Annotated in this window: 13 protein-coding genes; 8 read left to right on the top strand and 5 right to left on the bottom strand. The window is 68.5% G+C overall.

The window, feature by feature from the left end:
- The first annotated feature begins 30 nt into the window (after positions 1-30).
- Entirely contained in the window at positions 31-1,608 is a 1,578-nt protein-coding gene (locus tag FFF93_RS08660) for an LCP family protein (protein ID WP_395858379.1), read from the top strand.
- Positions 1,609-1,695: 87 nt separating this feature from the next.
- Here FFF93_RS08660 and FFF93_RS08655 read toward each other — a convergent pair whose 3' ends face one another.
- Complete coding sequence (locus tag FFF93_RS08655) at positions 1,696-3,648, bottom strand: M13 family metallopeptidase (protein WP_138769273.1); 1,953 nt, start codon at positions 3,646-3,648, stop codon at positions 1,696-1,698.
- Positions 3,649-3,900: 252 nt separating this feature from the next.
- Between FFF93_RS08655 and leuA the strand changes: the two genes are divergently transcribed.
- The 3 genes from leuA to FFF93_RS08640 all read left to right on the top strand — a co-directional run bounded on the left by leuA (position 3,901) and on the right by FFF93_RS08640 (position 7,337).
- Positions 3,901-5,640 carry a 2-isopropylmalate synthase gene (gene leuA, locus FFF93_RS08650; protein WP_138769274.1) on the top strand — a complete coding sequence of 580 codons (1,740 nt, stop codon included), beginning with the start codon at positions 3,901-3,903 and terminating at the stop codon, positions 5,638-5,640.
- Between the two features lie 108 nt (positions 5,641-5,748).
- On the top strand, positions 5,749-6,504 hold the full coding sequence (recO, locus tag FFF93_RS08645) for a DNA repair protein RecO (RefSeq protein ID WP_138769275.1): 756 nt from the start codon (positions 5,749-5,751) through the stop codon (positions 6,502-6,504).
- Between the two features lie 2 nt (positions 6,505-6,506).
- The gene (locus FFF93_RS08640; RefSeq protein ID WP_138769276.1) at positions 6,507-7,337 is read left to right on the top strand and encodes an isoprenyl transferase; all 831 of its coding nucleotides are present in this window, start codon (positions 6,507-6,509) and stop codon (positions 7,335-7,337) included.
- Between the two features lie 37 nt (positions 7,338-7,374).
- Here FFF93_RS08640 and FFF93_RS08635 read toward each other — a convergent pair whose 3' ends face one another.
- The 3 genes from FFF93_RS08635 to FFF93_RS08620 form a co-directional block, all read right to left on the bottom strand.
- Positions 7,375-7,608 (bottom strand): hypothetical protein, encoded by a 234-nt coding sequence (locus FFF93_RS08635; RefSeq protein WP_261375027.1) that lies wholly within the window; start codon positions 7,606-7,608, stop codon positions 7,375-7,377.
- Positions 7,609-7,686: 78 nt separating this feature from the next.
- Positions 7,687-8,673, bottom strand: a complete 987-nt coding sequence (locus tag FFF93_RS08625) for an alpha/beta hydrolase (RefSeq protein ID WP_138769277.1) — start codon at positions 8,671-8,673, stop codon at positions 7,687-7,689.
- Between the two features lie 21 nt (positions 8,674-8,694).
- Complete coding sequence (locus tag FFF93_RS08620) at positions 8,695-10,392, bottom strand: FAD-binding dehydrogenase (protein ID WP_138769278.1); 1,698 nt, start codon at positions 10,390-10,392, stop codon at positions 8,695-8,697.
- A 100-nt stretch (positions 10,393-10,492) separates the two neighbouring features.
- Here FFF93_RS08620 and FFF93_RS08615 point away from each other — a divergent pair, with 100 nt between their 5' ends.
- Positions 10,493-11,566 (top strand): quinone-dependent dihydroorotate dehydrogenase, encoded by a 1,074-nt coding sequence (locus FFF93_RS08615; RefSeq protein ID WP_138769279.1) that lies wholly within the window; start codon positions 10,493-10,495, stop codon positions 11,564-11,566.
- Between the two features lie 89 nt (positions 11,567-11,655).
- On the opposite strand, the gene FFF93_RS08610 is transcribed toward FFF93_RS08615, so the two are convergent.
- Complete coding sequence (locus tag FFF93_RS08610) at positions 11,656-12,255, bottom strand: DUF3043 domain-containing protein (RefSeq protein ID WP_138769280.1); 600 nt, start codon at positions 12,253-12,255, stop codon at positions 11,656-11,658.
- A gap of 94 nt (positions 12,256-12,349) precedes the next feature.
- Here FFF93_RS08610 and FFF93_RS08605 point away from each other — a divergent pair, with 94 nt between their 5' ends.
- The 3 genes from FFF93_RS08605 (at position 12,350) to coxB (ending at position 15,427) form a co-directional block, all read left to right on the top strand.
- Positions 12,350-13,774, top strand: coding sequence for a dipeptidase (locus FFF93_RS08605; RefSeq protein ID WP_138769281.1), 1,425 nt, complete (start codon positions 12,350-12,352; stop codon positions 13,772-13,774).
- Between the two features lie 185 nt (positions 13,775-13,959).
- Complete coding sequence (locus FFF93_RS08600) at positions 13,960-14,349, top strand: iron-sulfur cluster assembly accessory protein (protein ID WP_138769282.1); 390 nt, start codon at positions 13,960-13,962, stop codon at positions 14,347-14,349.
- A 205-nt stretch (positions 14,350-14,554) separates the two neighbouring features.
- Positions 14,555-15,427, top strand: a complete 873-nt coding sequence (gene coxB / locus FFF93_RS08595) for a cytochrome c oxidase subunit II (protein WP_138769283.1) — start codon at positions 14,555-14,557, stop codon at positions 15,425-15,427.
- Positions 15,428-15,430: the final 3 nt, after the last annotated feature.

Below are 15,430 nucleotides of genomic sequence, written 5' to 3'. Positions count from 1 at the left end.
GACTCCCGCTCGCTAAGGAAGGCATCACCCGTGGTTCGACCCCGTGACAACCGTGCAGACGGAACCGGCCCCCCGGTTCGGTCAAATGCCGCTGCCCGGCACACGGAAGACACTTCCGTCGGCCCGGCCCGCCACTTGGGAGCCGCTTCGCGGACCCCGATGTGGCTCAAGGCCACGACGCTCATCATTTCCGTCCTGCTCGTCGGGGTGATCGCCTTCGGCGCCTACTGGTTCATCCGCCTGCAGGGGAACATCACCAAACAGGCCCTGGGGGCCGGCAACAGCCGGACCGAGGACGCGGTCGACGAAGCGAAGGACAGGATGCAGATCCTGATCCTCGGATCGGACACCCGCGACGGCAAGAACTCGCAATACGGCGGTGCAGCCGATTCCACCGGCTACGGCCACTCAGACGTCATGATGCTGATGGACATTTCCGCGGACAACAAGCGCGTCAGCGTGGTCAGCTTCCCGCGCGATCTGCTGGTTGACATTCCCAAGTGCGTGGACCAGAAAACGAAGCAGGAGTTCCCGGCCCAGAAGAACGTCATGATCAACGCGGCGATGTCCGAGGCCGGCATCGGCTGCGCCGTGGACACGGTCAACAAAATTACTGGCCTCGAGGTCGACCACTTCATGATGGCGGATTTCAACTCGGTCAAGGAGCTGTCCAATACCGTCGGCGGCGTGGACGTATGCGTCAGTGACGCAATCTACGACCCCGACTCCGGACTCCGCCTGCCCAAGGGCACCTCCAAGGTCCAGGGCGAGCAGGCGCTCTCCTTCGTCCGCACGCGGCACGCCTTCGGCGACGGTAGCGACCTCGGCCGGATCAAGGCCCAGCAGGGCTTCCTGTCCTCCCTGGTCCGCAAGATCAAGGACGACGGCACACTCTCCAACCCCGGTCGGATGCTCGGCATCGCGGACGCGATCACCAAGAACCTGACGATTGACGAGGGCATGGCCTCCGTCCCGACGCTGCTCACGGTCGGAAACCGGCTCAAGAACATCGACGTCGGGAAGGTCGCCTTTGTCGCCGCCCCGACCGAGCCCGCGGTGTCCGATCCGAACCGCCTGCAACTGGCCCAACCGGCCGCCTCGCAGCTGTTCGCGGCGATGCGCAACGACGTCGACCTGACGGATCCGGCCGCCAAACCGGCCGCCTCTGCCAGCGCCTCGGCCAGCGCGGAACCGTCGGCCAGCCAGAGCCCTGCCGCCCCGGCGTATAACAAGGCGCTGCAGCCCGTTACCGTGGCCAACGGGTCCGGGGACCCGGCCCGGGCCAAGGAACTCGTGGCCGCCCTGGCCGCGGGAGGCTTCACCAAGACGGGCCAGTTGACCGCCAAGGCGGTGGCCACAACGGCGGTGTACTACGGGGCGGAGTTCGCCGACGTGGCCGCAGACATCGCCGCGCTGCTCGGCATCCCGGCCTCCCAGGTGCTCCCGGCGGCCGGTGTCACCGGCGTGCAGGTCTACGTGGGCCGCGACTACGCCGCCGGCGCTACCCAGCAGCCGAACGCCCCGGCGACACTGCCGCCGAACATCGTCAACCAGACCGCCGGGGACACCGTGTGCCAGCAGGCCAACCCCGCGCTGATCACGCGCTGATCACGCACTAGGAAACAACACAACAAAGGCGGGTCGGGTGATGTCACCCGGCCCGCCTTTGCTGGTCCTGCGGCAGGACGATGGCCGCTACCAGATGCTGACCCGCTCCTCCGGCGCCAGCCACATGCCGTCCTGCTCGGTGGTTTCGAACGCCGAGTGGAAGGCATCGAGGTTCTTGGCGATGGTGTTGGTGCGGAATTCGTTGGGGGAGTGCGGATCCGTGGCGAGCCGCCGGAGAGCTTCCTCGCTTCGGATCACCTGCCGCCAGCTTGCGGCCCAAGAGGCGAAGAAACGCTGGGCGCCGGTGAGTCCGTCCAGCACCGGCGGCTCCTGCCCGCCGAGGCTGATCTGGTACGCCTTGTAGGCGATGGTGAGGCCGCCGAGGTCGCCGATGTTCTCGCCCAGCGTCAGCTTGCCGTTGACGTGGTGGCCGGCGGCTTCGGCAGGGGAGAGGGCATCGAATTGGGCCACCAGCTTGGAGGTCAGTGCCTCGAAGGCGGTCCGGTCCGCCTCGGTCCACCAGTTCCGGAGCAGGCCGCTGCCGTCGTACTGGGAGCCCTGGTCATCAAAGCCGTGGCCGATCTCGTGGCCGATCACGGCCCCGATGCCGCCGTAGTTGACGGCGTCGTCGGCGTCGGCGGTGAAGAACGGCGGCTGCAGGATGGCGGCCGGGAACACGATCTCGTTGAGCAACGGGTGGTAGTAGGCGTTCACGGTCTGCGGCGTCATGAGCCACTTCTCCCGGTCCACGGGCTTGCCCACCTCGTCCAGGTGCCGGTCGACGTCGGCGCTGTGGGCGCGCTCCACGTTGCCCAGCAGGTCAGCCTCGTCGATCACCACGGCGGAGTAGTCGATCCACTTGTCCGGGTAGCCGATCTTGGCCCGGAAGGAATCGAGCTTTTTCAGCGCCTCCACCTTGGTCTCTTCACCCATCCAGGCCAGGTTCGTGATCGACCCGCGGTACGCCTCGATCAGGTTGGCCACCAGCGCGCGCATGTGCTCCTTGTGGCTTTCCGGGAAGTGCCGGGCCACGTAGATCTGCCCGACCGCCTCGCCGAGGGCGGCCTCGACGACGGCGACACCGCGCTTCCAGCGGTCCCGGTTGCGCGGCGTGCCGCTCAGCGTGGTGCCGTAGAACGCAAAGTTCGCGTCAACGAAGGCGGCCGAAAGGTAGGGGGCGGCCGCGCCGACCACCCGCAGCGCAAGCCACTCCTGCCAGACGGCCAGCGGCACCGACTCCAGCAGGGCAGCGGCGCCCGCGAAGAAGTCCGGCGTGCTGACCACGAGTTCGGCGCGCTTGTCCGCTGCGATGCCGGCAGCGTCGAACCAGTCCGCGAGCAGCGGGAACAGCTGCGAGACCTCCTCGGCCGACTTCAGGTTGTAGGTCTTCTGCGGATTGCGCAGCGTTACCTTGTCCCAGTGATGTGCCGCCAGGGAAGTCTCCAGCTCGACGACGCGGGCCGCCGCAGCCTCGGCGTCCGGGATGCCGGCCAGCCCGAACATGGTGCGGACGTAGTCGCGGTAGGACTGCACCATCGGCGCGAATTTTTCTTCGCGGTAATAGGACTCATCCGGCAGGCCCAGGCCCGCCTGGCCGGTGTAGAGCAGGATCCGGTCCGGGTTGCCCGCGTCGGGCGCCGGGTAGATGTAGAACAGGCCGGAGACGTCGGCGCGGAACAGCCGACCGGCGAGCCGGACCAGTTCGGCAACGGACGCCGTCGCGAAAACCTCGGCCAGCCGGGCGCGGATCGGCTCCGCCCCCTTGGCCTCCACGGCCTCCTCGTCCATGAAGCTGTTGTACAGGTCCCCGATCTTGCGTTCGATGCCGCTCGCGTCCTCGCCGCGGCCGGCCGCCTCCAGGATGATCTCCTTGACCGCCAGTTCGGAGCCGTCGCGCAGCGCTGTGAACGTGCCTTCCAGCGGCCGGTCGTCCGGTATGGGGGTGTTCTTCAGCCAGCTCCCGTTGAAGTGCCGGTAAAGGTCGTCCTGGGGGCGGACGCCGGCGTCGATGGTGGACTGGTCAATCCCGGAAAGCGGCACTGCGGCTCCTTCGAGTGGGAGGCTGCACCGGGCCTGGCACCGGTACAGCGTCTGCATGGTGGACGTTGCGGAGGTATGGCTCCTTCATCTTACGCACCCGTGTTAGTGTGAAAATGTGCGCGCAGAACTGCTTCTTCTTAGCTGCCGCGGCGAGGCCTCAGACGCGATCTAGCGCAAGGCCAAACCTCGCTGCGGAGTTTGTGTTGCCCGGCCACCCTTTCACCAGGAACCACAGAAAAGGCCCCGATAGTAATGCGAAACGCACAGCAGCCCTCAGGAATGCCGGTCCACCGCTACGTCCCGTTCCAGGACCTGATCACGGTCGAACTGCCGGACCGCACCTGGCCCGACAAGGTCATCACCAAGGCCCCGCGCTGGTGCGCGGTCGACCTGCGTGACGGCAACCAGGCTCTGATCGACCCGATGAGCCCGGCCCGCAAGATGAAGATGTTCGAGCTGCTGGTCCGGATGGGCTACAAGGAGATCGAAGTCGGCTTCCCCTCGGCCTCGCAGACGGACTTCGACTTCGTCCGCCAGCTCATTGAGGGCAACCGCATCCCGGACGACGTCACCATCCAGGTCCTGACCCAGGCCCGGGAACACCTGATTGAGCGGACCTACGAGTCCCTGGTCGGCGCCAAGCAGGCCATCGTGCACCTGTACAACTCGACGTCGGTCCTGCAGCGCCGCGTCGTCTTCAACCAGGACGAGGACGGCATCCTCGACATCGCCCTGCAGGGCGCGCGCCTGTGCAAGAAGTACGAGGAAACCCTCCAGGACACCCACATCACCTACGAGTACTCGCCGGAATCCTTCACCGGCACCGAGCTCCCCTACGCCGTGCGGGTCTGCAACGCGATCGCTGACGTCTTCGAGGCCTCCGCCGACCGCCAGGTCATCATCAACCTGCCGGCCACGGTCGAAATGGCCACCCCCAACGTGTACGCGGACTCCATCGAGTGGATGAGCCGGCATCTGCACCCGCGCGAAGGCATCATCCTCTCCCTGCACCCGCACAACGACCGGGGGACCGGCGTCGCGGCCGCCGAGCTGGGCTACCTGGCCGGGGCCGACCGGATCGAAGGCTGCCTGTTCGGCAACGGGGAGCGGACCGGCAACGTAGACCTGGTCACCCTGGGCCTGAACATGTTCGTCCAGGGCATCGACCCGATGATCGACTTCTCCGACATCGACGACGTCCGCCGCACCGTCGAGTACTGCAACCAGCTGCCCGTCGCCGAGCGCTCCCCGTACGGCGGTGACCTGGTCTTCACGGCCTTCTCCGGCTCGCACCAGGACGCCATCAAGAAGGGTCTGGAGGCGTTGGAGAGGGACGCAGCCGCCGCGGGCAAGGATGTGGCCGACTACGCCTGGCAGGTCCCGTACCTGCCGGTGGATCCCAAGGACCTCGGCCGCAGCTACGAGGCCGTCATCCGGGTGAATTCGCAGTCCGGCAAGGGCGGCGTGGCCTACCTGCTCAAGAACGAGCACAACCTGGACCTTCCGCGCCGGGCGCAGATCGAATTCTCCGGCGTCATCCAGCGGCGCACCGACACGGTGGGCGGCGAAGTCAGCGGCGGCCAGCTGTGGCAGCTCTTCCAGGACGAGTACCTGCCCTCGGCCGCCGCCGAGGCCCAGTGGGGCCGCTACGCCCTCGGCGCGGTCAGCACCGAGTCGGACGAGGACGGCACCATGACGCTGACCGCCGCGCTCAAGGTGGATGGCAAGCCGCTGCGGCGCACCGGGACCGGTAACGGCCCGATCGCCGCGCTGCTGAGCATCCTGCGCGAGGACGGCGTGGATGTCCGCGTGCTCGACTACAGCGAGCACGCCCTGTCCGAAGGCGGCAGCGCCCAGGCCGCGGCCTACGTCGAATGCGCCGTGGGGGAGCGGGTGCTGTGGGGTGTCGGGATTGACGCCAACACCTCCATGGCCTCGCTCAAGGCTGTCATCTCGGCCGTCAACCGTGCCATCCGGGACGCCCGCGCCTAGCAGCCCGGGACGCCGCGCCGCCAGAGTTTCCGGCGGCGCGGCGCTTCGTCCCGGCAGGGCCGCTTTTCCAATGGCAGTGTTTCCCCAAAGTCAGTGCGAAGATTAACTGTGGCCCAACCTTCCTCCTTTGCTGCGCGCGCGTACCGCGACGACGCCGTCGTCCTGCGCACCCACAAGCTCGGCGAAGCGGACCGCATCATCACCCTGCTGACCAAGCACCATGGCCAGGTCCGGGCCGTCGCCAAGGGCGTCCGTCGAACCAGCAGCCGCTTCGGCGCGAGACTGGAACCCTTTATGGTTGCCGACCTCCAGCTCATCTCCGGCCGCACCCTGGACGTCGTCACGCAGGCCGTCGCCAAGGGCGCCTACGGCTCCAACATCGCCGCCGACTACGGCCGCTACACCGTCGCCGCCGCGATGACCGAAACTGCTGAGAAGCTCACCGACGTCGACGGCGAGGCCGGAACCGCCCAGTACAACCTGCTGGTCGGGGCGCTGGCGTCGCTGAGCCGGGGCGACCACGCCCCCGAGCTCATCCTGGATTCCTACCTGCTCCGTGCCCTGTCCACCGGCGGCTGGGCGCCCAGCTTCACCGACTGCGCCCGCTGCGGCGCGCCGGGGCCGCACACCGCGTTTTCCGCCTCGCTGGGCGGCATGGTCTGCGGGGAGTGCCGGCCACCCGGTTCCCCCGCGCCCGCCGCGGAGACGGTGCTCTTGCTGGGGGCGCTGCTGACCGGTAACTGGACGGCGGCGGACGCCTCTGCGCCGGCCCACCGCCGGGAAGCGGCGGGCCTGGTGGCCAGCTACCTGCAGTGGCATTTGGAACGCGTCCTGAAATCCCTCAAACATGTGGAGCGAACATAGCCGTGGCCTTGGGAAAGAAGAAGAATCCGGTCCGCCGGCGAACCGCCGAGGTGGTGGCGCCCTACCCGCACCCCTCCGGTGCCCTGCCGCCCGCCATCCCGGCGGAGTTCATCCCGAAGCACGTCGCGATCGTGATGGACGGCAACGGCCGCTGGGCCAACCAGCGCGGCCTGCCCCGGATTGAGGGCCACAAGGCGGGGGAGCCGGCCCTGCTGGACGTGATGGCCGGGGCCATCGAACTCGGCATCGAGCACGTTAGCGTCTACGCGTTCTCCACCGAGAACTGGCGCCGCTCGCCCGAGGAAGTGCGCTTCCTGATGGGATTTAACAAGGATGTGCTGCGTCGCCAGCGGAACCAGCTCGACGAGTGGGGCGTGCGGATCCGCTGGTCCGGGCGGCGGCCCAAGCTCTGGGGTTCGGTGATCCGGGAGCTCGAGGAGGCTGAGGAGTACACCCGCGGCAACAGCACCTGCACCTTGAACATGTGTGTTAACTACGGCGGCCGGGCAGAGATCGCCGACGCCGTCTCCGCGATCGCCGAGGAGGTCGCCGCGGGCCGGCTCAAGCCCGGCGCCATCACCGAGCGGACGATCCAGAAGTACCTCGACGAGCCGGACCTGCCCGACGTCGACCTGTTCCTGCGCAGCTCTGGCGAGCAGCGGCTGTCCAACTTCATGCTCTGGCAGTCCGCCTACGCCGAGTTCGTCTTCCTCGACACGCTATGGCCGGACGTGGACCGGCGGACGCTGTGGGACGCCGTCGAAATCTACGCCCAGCGGGATCGTCGGTATGGCGGAGCCGTCGACGCGGCCGCCCCGCTGAACCCGGCCTGAGCCCGGGGGACCGGGCCGCCTCAGCCGGCCGGCTCCGTTATCCGGGGTACAGGCTCAGCCAGAGCAGCAGATCCGCGTAGGTTTCCCGCCGCACCGCGGGGCGCGAGAGGAAGACGTCGTGGATCGCCCCGGGGTAGCGGAAGACGGCTATCCGGCGGCCCAGCCCGAGCGCCCGGCGCGCCGTTTCCTCCACGTCGATCACGGCGTCGAGGTCCATCTTCCGGGTGCTGCCGTGGACGGACCAGGGTGGCGACGACGGGTCCCTCGTCATCCGGGCTCAGGGCCAGCTCCAGGGACTCGAAGCGGTTCCCCAGGACATCCCGCTGCCAATGCTGCGCCGCGGGCACCGTCATTGCTGCCCGCCGTCGTCGGTGACATAGGCCCGGATCCAGCGGGCGAGACGGGCATACGCGTCGGCCCGGACCCGCGGGGCGGAGAGGAAGACGTCGTGCAGGGCGCCGTCGATCCGTTCGAGGGTCACGGTGCGGCCCAGGCTGAGGGCGCGCAGGGCGATCGTGTTCACATCCAGGACGGCGTCGGTGCGCCGCATCGACTCTTTCCAGAACATTCCGTTGGCGCTGGCGCCGGAGATCAGCACCAGGATGGGGACGTCGATATTCAGTCCCCGGGCCACGCGGGACTGGCCGGCGAGTACGGCGCTGAGCCAGCCGGCCCGCACCGGGAACGCCCGCGGCGGCCGGTAGTTGTCATCCAGGACCCATTCGCCTTCCGCGGCGCTGCTGATGCTGCGCCAGTAGAAGGCACGCTCGGGCAGCCGGATCACGGATTCGGGCCGGAAGCGTGCCAGCGGCTCCACCATGGCCCGTGCGGCGCGGCGGACGGCAGGGCTGCCGTGCATCTCGAGCCAGGGGCTGTCGAGGACCAGCTGGGCGGCCCGGCCAGGGTGCCGGCTCGCCCAGAGCGCGGCGATGAGTCCGCCGGTGGAGTGCCCCATCAGGGTTACCGGCGGGGGAGGCGCGCCCTTGGGGGCCAGGGACTCGATGATGCCGATCGCGGCCGTGATCTCGGCGTCGTAGTCGGCCAGGTCCGCGACGTAGCCGCCGTGGGTGCCGGGCCGCAGGCTCCGGCCGTGGTTGTGCATGTCCAGTGCGAAGAAAACAAACCCCTGACCGGTCCAGAACTCCGCGAGTTCCTCGTTGAAGAAGTAGTCGCTCCAGCCGTGGAGGAACAGCACTGCACGCCGGGCGGCGCTGCCGGCGCCCGAGGCGGGAATGTGCCGGACCAGGGTGGCGGTGCGTTCGACGCCGTCCGGTCCGGTGGTCTGGAAGGGGCACGCCGCGAAGTCCTCACCCAGGATGTCGGTCTGCCAGTCCATCTGATCCTCCCGGTCGGCCGGCTAGAGGGCTGAGGCCGCGGCGCGGCCCGCCGCACGGCCGGAGAACAGGCACCCGCCAAGGAACGTTCCTTCCAGGGCGCGGTACCCGTGGATGCCGCCGCCGCCAAAACCGGCCGCCTCGCCGGCGGCGTAGAGCCCGGCCACCGGGCGGCCGGCGCCGTCCAGGACCCGCGAGTTCAGATCCGTCTGGATCCCGCCGAGGCTCTTGCGGGTGAGGACCGAGAGGCGGACCGCCAGCAGCGGCCCGTGCCGGGGATCGAGCATGCGGTGCGGCGGCGCCACCCGCATGATCTTGTCCGTGGCGAAGCGCCGGGCGGCGCGGATCGCCGCGAGCTGCGGATCCTTGCCCAGCCCGCTGGTGAACTGCCGGTCCCTGGACCGGACCAGGCGGTCCAGTTCCGCGGCGTCGATGAGCGGCGCACCGGTGAGGGAGTTCATCTTCGCGGCGAGCTCCGCAGGGCTGCCGGCCTGCAGGAAGTCGACACCCCGGTCCAGGAAGCGCTGCAGCGGGCTGTCCCCGGCCGGTTTGAGGCGGTTGGCGAGCAGGCGGAGGTCCTTGCCGGTCAGGTCCGGGTTCTGCTCGGAGCCGGAGAGCGCGAATTCCTTCATCGCGATGGTCTTGTTCAGCACGAACCAGGAGTGGGTGTGCCCGGTGCCGAGGATGTGCCGGAGCGCGCCGAGCGAGTCGAAGCCCGGGAAAAGCGGCGCGGGGAGCATTCTGCCCGTGGCATCGAGCCAGAGCGCAGACGGGCCGGGCAGGATCCTGATCCCGTGCTGCGGCCAGACCGGGGAATGGTTGTGGATGCCTTCCGGATAGTGCCACATCCGGTCGCCGTTGATCAGCCGGCCGCCGGCGCGGTCCACCGCGGCCAGGAAGTCGCCGTCCACCGAGGCCGGGACACCGCTGAGCATCGACGCCGGAGCGCCGCCGCCAGGCCATTGCCGCCGGACCGCGTCGTGGTTCCCGCCAATGCCGCCGGTGGTGACGACGACGGCGCCGGCGTCGGCCTCGAAAGCGCCGGCGGCCGTGCGGGAGGACTGTTCGCCCCGCGCGGCAGCGCTGGTCGCCAGGACCTCGCCGCGGACCCCGCTGAGCCGGCCCGCCGTCGTCGTCAGTTCGGTGGCGCGATGCCGGAAGTAAAAGGACACGCGTCCGGCGGCCACGCCTTCGCGGAGCTTGGCGAGGAAGGGCGCGACCAGCGCCGGGCCGGTGCCCCAAGCGACGTGGAAGCGCGGGACGGTGTTTCCGTGGCCGTCGGGGCCGTAGCCCCCGCGCTCGGCCCACTGCACCAGCGGGAACAGGCTCACGCCCAGGGAGGCAAGCCAGGCACGCTTCTCGCCGGCCGCGAAGTCCACGTAGGCCTCCGCCCATTGCCGGGCCAGGGCGTCCTCGGGCCGGTCAAAGGCAGCGGAGGAGAGCCAGTCCGCCAGGGCAAGCTGCGCGCTGTCGCGGACGCCCAGCCGCCGCTGCTCCGGGGTGTTGACCAGGAAGAGGCCGCCGAAGGACCAGTGTGCCTGGCCGCCCGCCGAAGCCTCGGGTTCCTGGTCCAGGACCGCCACCCGCCGGCCCGCCGCATACGCCTCCGCCGCGGCCACCAGCCCGGCAAGTCCGGCGCCGACAACCACCACGTCAGCCTCGATCCGTGCCTCGGAAGCCGCCGCCGGGCCGTTGCTGTGGACTGCATCATCGCTGGTCATGGCTTCATGCTAGCGCCCGCCGGGCTGAGGTTTTGTCTGGTTTTGGCGCGTTTGCCGGCGGCATTTTGGTTTGTGCGGCCGGAACCGGAAAACTAGGGGCATGCGCGTATATCCCACCTTCTTCCGGCTCGCCTTCTCCTGGATGGACGCCGAGCGCGCCCACAAGATCGGTTTTCGGGCCATCCGGCTGGCCAACAGTTGCGGGGCCGGACGGGTGTTGCAGCGGTTCACCGCGCCGGCGGCCTCGTTGCGGACCGAGGCCTTCGGCCTGACGTTCCCTTCACCGTTCGGGCTGGCCGCGGGCTTTGACAAGGAGGGCCACGGCATCGAGGCGCTGACCGACCTCGGCTTCGGCCACGTCGAGGTCGGCACCATCACGGGTCAAGCGCAGCCCGGCAACCCGGCGCCCCGGCTGTTCCGCCTGGTCGAGGACCGCGCCGTGATCAACCGGATGGGTTTCAACAACGACGGCGCCGCCGCCGTGGCACCCCGGCTCCGCTCCGCACGTGCGGCCCTGCAGCGCCGCTACCCCGGCGTCCGCCCCGTCATCGGCGTCAACATCGGCAAGAGTAAGGTCGTGGAGCTTGAGGACGCGGTGGCGGACTACCTGGTCAGCGCCCGCAGCCTGGCGCCCGCAGCCGATTACCTGGTGGTCAACGTCAGTTCCCCGAACACCCCGGGGCTGCGCCTGCTGCAGGACGTCAACACCCTGCGGCCGCTGCTGACCGCGGTGGGGGAAGCGGCGGACAGCGCCGCCGGGCGGCACGTGCCCCTGCTGGTCAAGATCGCCCCGGACCTTAGCGACGAGGACATCGACGACGTCGCCCGGCTGGCCCTTGACCTGAAGCTGGACGGCATCATCGCCACCAACACCACGATCGGCCGCGCCGGGCTGGTCTCCAGCCCGGAAAAGGTCGAGGCGTGCGGCGCCGGCGGACTCTCCGGCGCGCCGCTGAAGCAGCGGTCGCTTGAAGTGCTGTCCAGGCTCAAGGCCGCTACCGGCGGTGCCATCACCCTGGTCTCGGTGGGCGGCGTGGAGACGGCGCAGGATGTCCAGCAGCGCCTCGACGCCGGTGCCACCCTGGTGCAGGGCTACACGGCCTTCCTCTATGAGGGTCCCTTCTGGGCGGCGCGGATCAACCGGCTGCTCGCGAAGCACCCGTCCCGGCGCTAGGCCGCGACGGGGCGCGCCCTCCGTGGACCCCGGACGAACGAAAAGAGCCCCCGGCAGCTGCCGGGGGCTCTCCTTGTTGAAGGCGTGGATCAGGCGGGGAATTCGCCGCGCTTGACCTGGGGCTTGGGCAGCCGCAGGCGGCGGAACTGCAGGGAGCGCATGGAGCCGTACCAGACGGTGCCGCGCTCGACCTCGCCGAACTTCTCGGCAAGACGCTTCTTGAGCTTGCGGGAGAGGATAAAGACGTCGACAAAGACGGCCAGGAACATCACCCAGAAACCGCCGAGGACGTAGATCATTTGTTCGCTGCTCGCGGGGACCAGCAGGGAAATGATGACGAAGACGAGGGCGCCGAACATCAGGTACTCGCCGAGGCTGAACCGCGCGTCCACGTAGTCGCGGGCGAACCGCTTCTGCGGGCCCTTGTCGCGCAGCGGCAGGAACTTCTCGTCACCGGTGTCCATGGCCTGGCGCATCTTGAGGCGCTGCTCCGCGACGGCGGTGCGCTCGGCTGCCCTGGAGGCCTTGCGGTCCTCAGGAACAAGCGGCCGCTTGCGGGCGGCCACCTGGGCGCTGCGCTTGGGCGTGGGCGCGCCCTTGCCGATGGCGGTGTCCCGGGCTGCCGCCTCGGCTACCTGCTGGTCAACTACGTCCTGCGCCGAGGGCGCTTCTTTTCTACGTCCAAACACCCCTACAGAGTACCCTGCCGCGGGCGGCGGGAGGCCCAGTCCGCGGCGCCGTGGCGCTGATGGTCGTGATGCCGGACACGGTAGTGTTTTGGCCATGACTTCATCATCCGCGGGGATCCCGCAGCCCTCAGCCAGCGGCTCCATCGATGCCGCAGCCCTCCGCCAGGCCGTCACCGAATCCTTCGACGCCACCGTCGAGCAGTTGAAGGAGCTCGTGGCCATTCCCGGCATCGCCTGGCCCAGCTTCGACCCCGCCCCGCTGAACGCCAGCGCCGAGGCCGTCGCCGAGCTGGTCCGCGCCAGCGGATTCGAGGACGTCCAGATCCTGCGCTGCGACAAGGAGGACGGCACCCCGGGCGGCCCGGCCGTCGTCGCGACCCGCCCGGCCGCGGCCGGCAAGCCCACCATCCTGCTCTACGCGCACCATGACGTCCAGCCCACCGGCGACCTCGCGCTCTGGGAGACCGAGCCGTTCACCGCCGTCGAACGCGAAGGCCGCCTCTACGGGCGCGGCGCCGCGGACGACAAGGCCGGCATCCTGGCGCACGTCGCCGCCTACTCCGCCGTCACCCGCGTGCTCGGGGACGAGCTGGGCCTCGGCGTGACCTTCTTCTTCGAGGGCGAGGAGGAGGCCGGCTCACCGACTTTCCGTTCCTTCCTGGAAACCCACAAGGAACTGCTGCGCTCTGACGTGATTGTCGTGGCCGACTCCTCCAACTGGAAAGTCGGTATCCCCGCGCTCACCACCAGCCTGCGCGGCCTGGTGGATGGCACCATCGAGGTCAAGGTGCTTGACCACGCCGTCCACTCCGGCATGTTCGGCGGACCGGTCCTCGATGCTCCGACCCTGCTGGCGCGGCTGATCGCCACCTTGCACGACGCCGAAGGCAGCGTAGCGATCGAGGGCCTCGTCAGCCGGGACGACGTCGCCGTCGACCTCACCGAGGAGGAGTACCGCAACGATGCGTCCGTGCTCGACGGCGTGAAGCTCGCCGGCACCGGTTCCATCGCGTCGCGCATGTGGACCAAACCCGCACTGTCCATCATCGGCTTCGACGCACCCGCCGTGGATGTCGCGTCCAATACTCTGTTGCCGCGCGCCCGCGCCAAGTTCAGCCTGCGGCTCGCCCCGGGCCAGGACCCGGCTGCGGCCATGGAGGCCGTGCGGCGGCACGTTGACGCCCACGCGCCGTTCGGCGCCGAGGTGGTGTTCACCCCGGGGGAGAGCGGCAACGCGTTCCTCACGGACACCACCTCTACCGCCGCCAGCATGGCGATGTGGGCGCTGGGCGAGGCCTGGGGCGTACCCGCGGTCGAGACCGGGATCGGCGGCTCGATCCCGTTCATCGCGGACCTGACCGAGCTCTACCCGGACGTGCAGATCCTGGTCACCGGCGTGGAGGATCCCGATTCGCGGGCGCACAGCGCCAACGAGTCGCTCCACCTGGGTGACTTCCGGAACGCGATTATTGCCGAGGCGCTCCTGCTGGCCCGGCTGAACGCGGAGGGCCTTGCCTGAGCGCGCAGCCTGCTCGGGCCCGGCGTGCGGCTTTTCCGGGGAACATTCAGCCGGTACCGACGGTTACGCCAGGAGTTAGAGCTACACCGCTGATCGACGTAGCATGTAGCTATAGCCCATACCGTTTAAGTAGGGGCGGGCACCGCGCAGGCGGAGCCGCCACGACCGTCGTAAGAAGGTAGGCCATGAGCACTACAACCAATGAAAACAGCGCCGACACCACCGTCCAGGCGGACCAGGAACTGGCCAGCCACGAGGTGCAGCTGACCGACGTCGCAGCCGGCAAGGTCCGCAGCCTGCTGGAACAGGAAGGCCGCACTGATCTTCGACTCCGCGTTGCCGTGCAGCCGGGCGGGTGCTCCGGGCTGATCTACCAGCTCTACTTCGACGAGCGGCTCCTCGAGGGTGACGCCGTCCGCGACTACGACGGCGTCGAAGTCGTTGTCGACAAGATGAGCGTCCCCTATCTGAGCGGTGCGAGCATCGACTTCGAGGACACGATCTCGAAGCAGGGATTCACCATCGACAACCCCAATGCCGGCGGATCCTGCGCCTGCGGGGACTCCTTCCACTAAGGTCTAAGGCCGGGCAGTCAGCCTGGCCTTAGTGCCGTCCGGGGAGCGGTCGGCGGAAGCATTGAAAATGCCTCCGACGCACGGTGCGGACATGTGGGCGAAAACTCGCGGGGAGCGGTAAGCTCTACACCGAGTAGTAAAACTTTTAGTGTGCCCGGAGCGCCATCGGCGGCCGGGCGACAGCAACAAGTAGGAAGGGCCGTCTGTGAGTTCGCAGAACCGAACCGGCAGCCGACGCAAACAGATCACTACGATCACTGGCTTGGCACTAGCCGGCGCGTTGGCATTGACTGGATGTTCACCAGAGGTACAGAAAGGGTGGCTGCCCACTGAGCGTGGCACCACCAACCACACTGACCGCATCATGGACCTCTGGGTCAACTCATGGATTGCCGCGCTGGTCGTCGGCATCATTACCTGGGGTTTGATGATCTGGTGCATCGTCGCTTACCGGCGGCGCAAGGGCACCGTGGGTTTCCCCCGCCAGAACAGCTTTAACCTGCCGCTCGAGGTCTTCTACCTGACGATCCCGCTCTTTATGGTCCTGGTGTTCTTCTACTTCACCGACCGCGACCAGCAGGCCATCGACAACCGGGACCAGCCGGCCGACGTCGTCGTCGACGTCCGCGCCAAGCAGTGGGCCTGGGACTTCAACTACAAGAAGGGCGACGTCGTCACCGGCGACGTCCACGAGGCCGGCGTCCAGGCGCACCTCACCGGCAACGAGGTGGACAAGGATAAGCTGCCCACCCTGTACCTGCCGGTTAACAAGTCGGTTGACCTCGAGCTCAACTCCCGCGACGTCATCCACTCCTTCTGGGTTCCCGCCTTCCTGCAGAAGCGCGACATGATCCCGGGCAAGACCAACTACATCCGGTTCACCCCTACCAAAGAGGGAACCTACGACGGCAAGTGCGCCGAACTCTGTGGTGAGTACCACTCCGAAATGCTGTTCCGTGTGAAGGTTGTCTCCGATGCGGAGTTCAAGGCCCACCTGGACAAGCTCAGCCAGGACGGCAACACCGGACTGCTCGGCGAAGAGTACGACCGCAACCCGGCCCCGACCGAGAACAAGTAAGGG

Source organism: Arthrobacter sp. KBS0702, from assembly GCF_005937985.2.
Classification (GTDB): domain Bacteria; phylum Actinomycetota; class Actinomycetes; order Actinomycetales; family Micrococcaceae; genus Arthrobacter.
Note: the sequence above shows the minus strand (reverse complement) of the source record. Positions and strands in the feature narration are given on the sequence as shown.

What these genes read in the sequence shown, in the direction of transcription:
- leuA (WP_138769274.1), top strand. Translation starts at nt 3,901, where the DNA reads ATGCGAAACGCACAGCAGCCCTCAGGAATGCCGGTCCACCGCTACGTC.
- FFF93_RS08635 (WP_261375027.1), bottom strand. Translation starts at nt 7,608, where the DNA reads ATGACGAGGGACCCGTCGTCGCCACCCTGGTCCGTCCACGGCAGCACC.
- FFF93_RS08625 (WP_138769277.1), bottom strand. Translation starts at nt 8,673, where the DNA reads ATGGACTGGCAGACCGACATCCTGGGTGAGGACTTCGCGGCGTGCCCC.
- FFF93_RS08620 (WP_138769278.1), bottom strand. Translation starts at nt 10,392, where the DNA reads ATGACCAGCGATGATGCAGTCCACAGCAACGGCCCGGCGGCGGCTTCC.
- FFF93_RS08615 (WP_138769279.1), top strand. Translation starts at nt 10,493, where the DNA reads ATGCGCGTATATCCCACCTTCTTCCGGCTCGCCTTCTCCTGGATGGAC.
- FFF93_RS08605 (WP_138769281.1), top strand. Translation starts at nt 12,350, where the DNA reads ATGACTTCATCATCCGCGGGGATCCCGCAGCCCTCAGCCAGCGGCTCC.
- FFF93_RS08600 (WP_138769282.1), top strand. Translation starts at nt 13,960, where the DNA reads ATGAGCACTACAACCAATGAAAACAGCGCCGACACCACCGTCCAGGCG.